At 70.4% G+C, this 4,531-nt stretch carries 4 protein-coding genes and 2 pseudogenes; 3 read left to right on the top strand and 3 right to left on the bottom strand.

What is annotated here, in order from left to right:
- Positions 1-195, top strand: a pseudogene (locus tag AB0J52_RS28745) (hypothetical protein); the annotation flags it as partial.
- A gap of 125 nt (positions 196-320) precedes the next feature.
- Positions 321-707, top strand: a complete 387-nt coding sequence (locus AB0J52_RS28740; RefSeq protein WP_500185619.1) for an SCO5389 family protein — start codon at positions 321-323, stop codon at positions 705-707.
- A gap of 112 nt (positions 708-819) precedes the next feature.
- On the opposite strand, the gene AB0J52_RS28735 is transcribed toward AB0J52_RS28740, so the two are convergent.
- Positions 820-1,815: an ATP-binding protein gene (locus tag AB0J52_RS28735; protein WP_500185618.1), complete on the bottom strand. Its 996-nt coding sequence runs from the start codon at positions 1,813-1,815 to the stop codon at positions 820-822.
- 198 nt (positions 1,816-2,013) lie between these two features.
- Entirely contained in the window at positions 2,014-3,219 is a 1,206-nt protein-coding gene (locus tag AB0J52_RS28730; RefSeq protein ID WP_500185617.1) for a hypothetical protein, read from the bottom strand.
- A gap of 268 nt (positions 3,220-3,487) precedes the next feature.
- On the opposite strand from AB0J52_RS28730, the gene AB0J52_RS28725 reads away from it, so the two are divergent.
- The gene (locus AB0J52_RS28725; RefSeq protein WP_500185616.1) at positions 3,488-4,057 is read left to right on the top strand and encodes a hemerythrin domain-containing protein; all 570 of its coding nucleotides are present in this window, start codon (positions 3,488-3,490) and stop codon (positions 4,055-4,057) included.
- Between the two features lie 180 nt (positions 4,058-4,237).
- On the opposite strand, the pseudogene AB0J52_RS28720 reads toward AB0J52_RS28725, so the two are convergent.
- Positions 4,238-4,531, bottom strand: a pseudogene (locus AB0J52_RS28720) (hypothetical protein); the annotation flags it as partial.

Here is a 4,531-nt window from a genome sequence, read left to right as displayed (position 1 = left end):
CGCGCCGCCGAGGCCGCCGCCGGCCCGGACGCACGGCGCGCCGTGCTGTTCACCGGGGCCAGTAGCCGCCGGAACATCGACCTCTACCAGAGCGAGGGCTACGAGTTGGTCGCGTCCGCCCCCGACGGGACCGTCAACCTCGTCAAGGACCTCTCCGGCGTCTCCGGCCTCTCCCCGGAGCGCGCCGCGGGCTGACCTGTGGCCCGCGCGCCCGTCCGCCGGGCGCTCTCGGACCCCGGCCCTGTCCCTTCGGTTAGTTCTGTGGACCGGGGATGGACGGACAGTGACGGCCTGCCTAGCGTCCAAGGCGGAGGTGCGACATGTCGCTCAACGTATCGCCCGAGCTTCTGGCGAAGGCCGAGGCCGGGAAGGTCGAACAGGACGAGTTCATCAAGTGCGTCGCCGACTCGTTGCCGTTCGCCTGGGCCATGGTCACCCGGCTGGTGGAGGAGATGAGGAGCACCGACGCCGAGAGCGTCCAGAACACGCGCGTCCCCGAGACCGAGGAGGAGTGGGGCCAGATGTTCCGCATGTTCTCCAGCGACTCGATGCGGAACGCGATCCAGGAGCACTTCGGCGTGCGGCTGGCGTTCCAGAACTGCTGCAAGCCCGCCGTGTTCGAGAAGGACGCCGAGACGGCCTACCAGCGGTTCGTCTCGCCCGAGGCCCAGCTGCTCAACCAGGACCCGACGCTGCTGAACTGCTGACGCCCCGCGCGCCGCCGACCGGCCGCGGGCCGGACCCGCACGGCCGCGCGCCGGATCAGCACGACGAGGCCCCCATGTTCCGCCCGGTCGTGGGGGCCTCGCCGTGCCCGGATCACGGGGTCCCCGCGATCCAGCCCGAGGGCGCCGCCGCGCCGGCCGCGAGCGCGTCCGGCCCGAGCCTGAAACCGGGGTCGATCTGCCGCGTGAGGTCGGCGCCCACCGCCTTGTTCGCCCAGCCCTCGGCGTTGCGCACATGGAACTCGTGCGCCTGCCGCAGGTACCGGTCCCAGTCCTTCGGCTGCGCGTCCACCTCGTCCTGGAGGCGGCGCAGCACCTTGCGCGCCGGCTCGTCCAGGGCGTCCAGGGTGAACGGGCGGCCCTGCTCCATCGCGCGCACCGCGGGCTGGTGGCCGATGACCGCGAGCAGGTCCGCGCCGATGTGCTCGCGGAGGAACTCCTCGTCCCCGCGGGTCTGGACCTTGTTGCCGACCACCGCGATCCGGACGCCGAAGTCGGACGCGTGGCCGGTGTACTGCCGGTAGACCGCCACGCCCTTGCGCGTCGGCTCGACCACGAGGAACAGGACGTCGAACCGGGTGAACAGGCCGGACGCGAAGGTGTCCGCGCCCGCCGTCATGTCCGCCACGACGTACTCGCCCGGGCCGTCCACCAGGTGGTTGAGGTACATCTCCATCGCGCCGGTCTTGCCGTGGTAGCAGGACACCCCGAGGTCGCCCTCGTCGAACGGCCCGGTCGCCATGAACGTGACGCCGTCCACCTGCCGCGACAGCGCGTGGACGGGGTCGTGCCCGTCGAAGCGCAGCAGCCGCGAGCCGCGTCCCGGCGGCGTCGTCTTGACCATCTCGGCCGCCGAGGCGATCCGCGGGTTGTCGCCGCGGAGGTACTCCTTGATCTCCGTCAGATGCGCCCCGAGCGCCGGGACGTCCGCGGCCTCGGCCTCGGTCATCCCGAGCGCGACGCCGAGGTGCTGGTTGATGTCCGCGTCGATCGCGACGACCGGCGCGCCCTCGGCGGCGAGATGGCGGATGAAGAGCGAAGAGGTGGTGGTCTTGCCGCTGCCGCCCTTGCCCACGAACGCGACCTTCACGAGCGATGCCCCCGTCCTGAAACTGAAAACCGTTTCCGGGCCGAGTGTGGCACCGCCGCGCGCGTCCGCGCTGCCGAAACGCGGACCATGCCGGTCTGTCGCGGATCACCCGCTTTGCCGGTGGCCGATCAGAACGGCACGGTCCAGCCGGGCACGGTCCGGAACGGGACGGGCCGGGTCAGCTCGCGACGGGCCGGCTCACTTCGCGGGCTTGTCGCGGAGCCGCTCCACCGGGTGGGGACCGTCGGTGGCCAGGCGGTACTCGTCGCCGAACTTCTCCCGGTGCTCGTCGATGACGATCTCCTGCGGCGGCCGCTCGGCGTTGATCCTGTTCTGCATCTGCTCGAACCGCTGGTGCATCTCCTGGACGTACCCGGTGCCGAGGGTGGTGTAGTCGATCTGGGTGGCGAGCAGGTCCCGGATGAGCCGCTTGTTCGGCTCGAACGTGACCGGCTCGGGCAGCGCGGGCGCGAGGACGCTCTCGGGGTCGCGGCCGTCGTGGCGGCGCATCAGGTCGCAGGCGAGCCGCAGGTGCTCCAGCTCCATGTTCAGGTGCAGCTCCCAGATGCCCTTGACGCGCGGGTCCGTCTCGGTCTGCATGAACGAGTAGTACAGGTAGCACTCGTTGTACTCGTGGTTGACCAGCCGCTCCCACCACGTCTCCCCGGGGTCGACCAGGGACTCGTAGTGCGTGACGTGCTCCTCCTCGACCAGCCCGATCTCCTGGTACAGCCGGCGCGCGATCGGCTCCATGTACATCGGGCCGACGTTCATGTAGAAGTTCATCGTCTGCTGCTCGGCCGACATGATCGTCAGCGCGTGCAGCTTCGACAGCGGCGCGGCGGCGGTCTTGTCGTAGGGCTCGCGGACGTTGTCCATCGGGTCGCGGTGCTGCAGGTAGCCGGGGCGTCCGGGCATGACCTCGGTGAGCTGGTCGACGATCTTCTCCGCCTTGCGGTGCTCGATCATCTCGTACAGGTTGGCGTACCGGTACAGGTGGTCGAAGTCCTCCAGCAGGCCGAACTCGTAGGCCTGCTTGAGGTAGGGGTCGGGCTCCTGGCGGGCGACCCAGCCGGTCAGGTCGACGGCGACCTGCTCGTAGCTGAGGGTGGTCTCCAGCACCGACGCCTGGCCGGGCAGCAGCCAGTTGACGACCTTCTGCTGCTGGGCCTCGATGTAGCGGACGCGGGCGAGCTGCTGCTTGACGGCCAGGTCCGGGCAGACCCGGGCCATGTGGTGGCTGAACATGATCGCCTCCACCTCGATGCCGTTCATCGTGATGATGCGGCACTTGGTGTAGGGATCGGCGTCGTCGGGGTCCACGGGGGCGACGTCCAGTTCCGCCCAGTTGCGCAGCTGGTCGTCCAGCGGGATTCCGCGGTGTTCGAGCGGGTTGAAAGCCACCGGTCACGTCCTTCTTTGGGAGCCGATTGAGACGGTTTCCTGCTGCTACCCGGCCCTGATCACTCTGCACACGATTCGCCGCAGTCATTGGAAGACTTTTGCGAGGCGCCCAAGGGCCGAGGCGATTGGAAGAGCTTTCGCAAGGAGTCATCGGGGGTCCGCTTAGTCGAGGGGCGCCCGGGTAGGAGGCTGCCGTCACATGCCGCCCGAGCGCATGGCCGAAATGGCCCTGCGTCGTATTTCCTTTTCCCAGCAGCGAGGAACGAGTATGCAGACAACGCCCACCGACGCGCAGAACACCGAGGACGTCGTCGATCTGCTGCGCGCGCAGCACGGCCGCATCCGTGACCTGTTCGACGAGGTGAAGCACTCCGACGGGGAGAAGCGCAGGGACGCCTTCCAGGAACTCGTCCGCCTGCTCGCGGTGCACGAGACGGCCGAGGAGGAGATCGTGCACCCGTCCGCGCGGAGCCTGCCCGGCGGCGACGGGATCGTGGACGACCGCCTGGCCGAGGAGCGCGCGGCCAAGGAGACGCTGTCGAAGCTGGACAGCATGGACACCGACGACCCGAAGTTCCTCGCGGCGCTGGACAAGCTGCGCGTCGACGTCCTCACCCACGCCCGCGCCGAGGAGCGCTACGAGTTCGACCGGCTGAAGGACCAGTTCAGCCCCGCCCAGCTCAAGGGGTTCGCCGCGGCCGTCCGCGCCGCCCAGGCCACGGCCCCCACCCGTCCGCACCCCGGGACCGAGTCCGCCACCAAGAACGCGCTCGTGGGCCCGATGGCCGCCATCGCCGACCGCGTCCGCGACCTGATCCGCGACGCCCGCCAGAGCTGAGGGAGGCGCGCGCGTCAGAGCTGGGAGACGGCGGGCACGTCTTTTCCGGGAAGGGCACAGGAAACCGGGACGCGCCCCTCGCCTACGACCTGTTCAAGAACAAGAAGGACGGCTGCGTCCGCGCCGTCATCCATCCCTCCGGCGGGGAGGGACAGACGCGGCGAGCGGCGAGCGGCGCGGTCAGCGGCGGTAGCGGCCGGCGCCGGGCGGGAGGTCCGGGTCGTCATCGGACGAGCCGAACTGACCGGACGAGTCGGGCAGGTCGGGCCGGTCGGCGGTGCCGCTGCGATGCCGTCCGGAGCCGGAGCCGTAGGGATCGTCCTCCGGCATGGCGTACCCGCCCGTCCCGTGGCGTCCGGACGGGCCGGGGTTCTCGCCGGGCGCGGGATAGGGGCCGGTGGCCTGCGGCGGCCTGGGATATCCGCCCGTCTGGCCGTGGGTGTGGCCGCCGGTCGCGTACCGTCCGGACGGGTG

It is taken from the genome of Spirillospora sp. NPDC049652 (genome assembly GCF_040675125.1).
In the GTDB taxonomy this organism is placed as follows: domain Bacteria; phylum Actinomycetota; class Actinomycetes; order Streptosporangiales; family Streptosporangiaceae; genus Spirillospora.
This window is presented reverse-complemented; position numbering and strand designations above follow the sequence as displayed.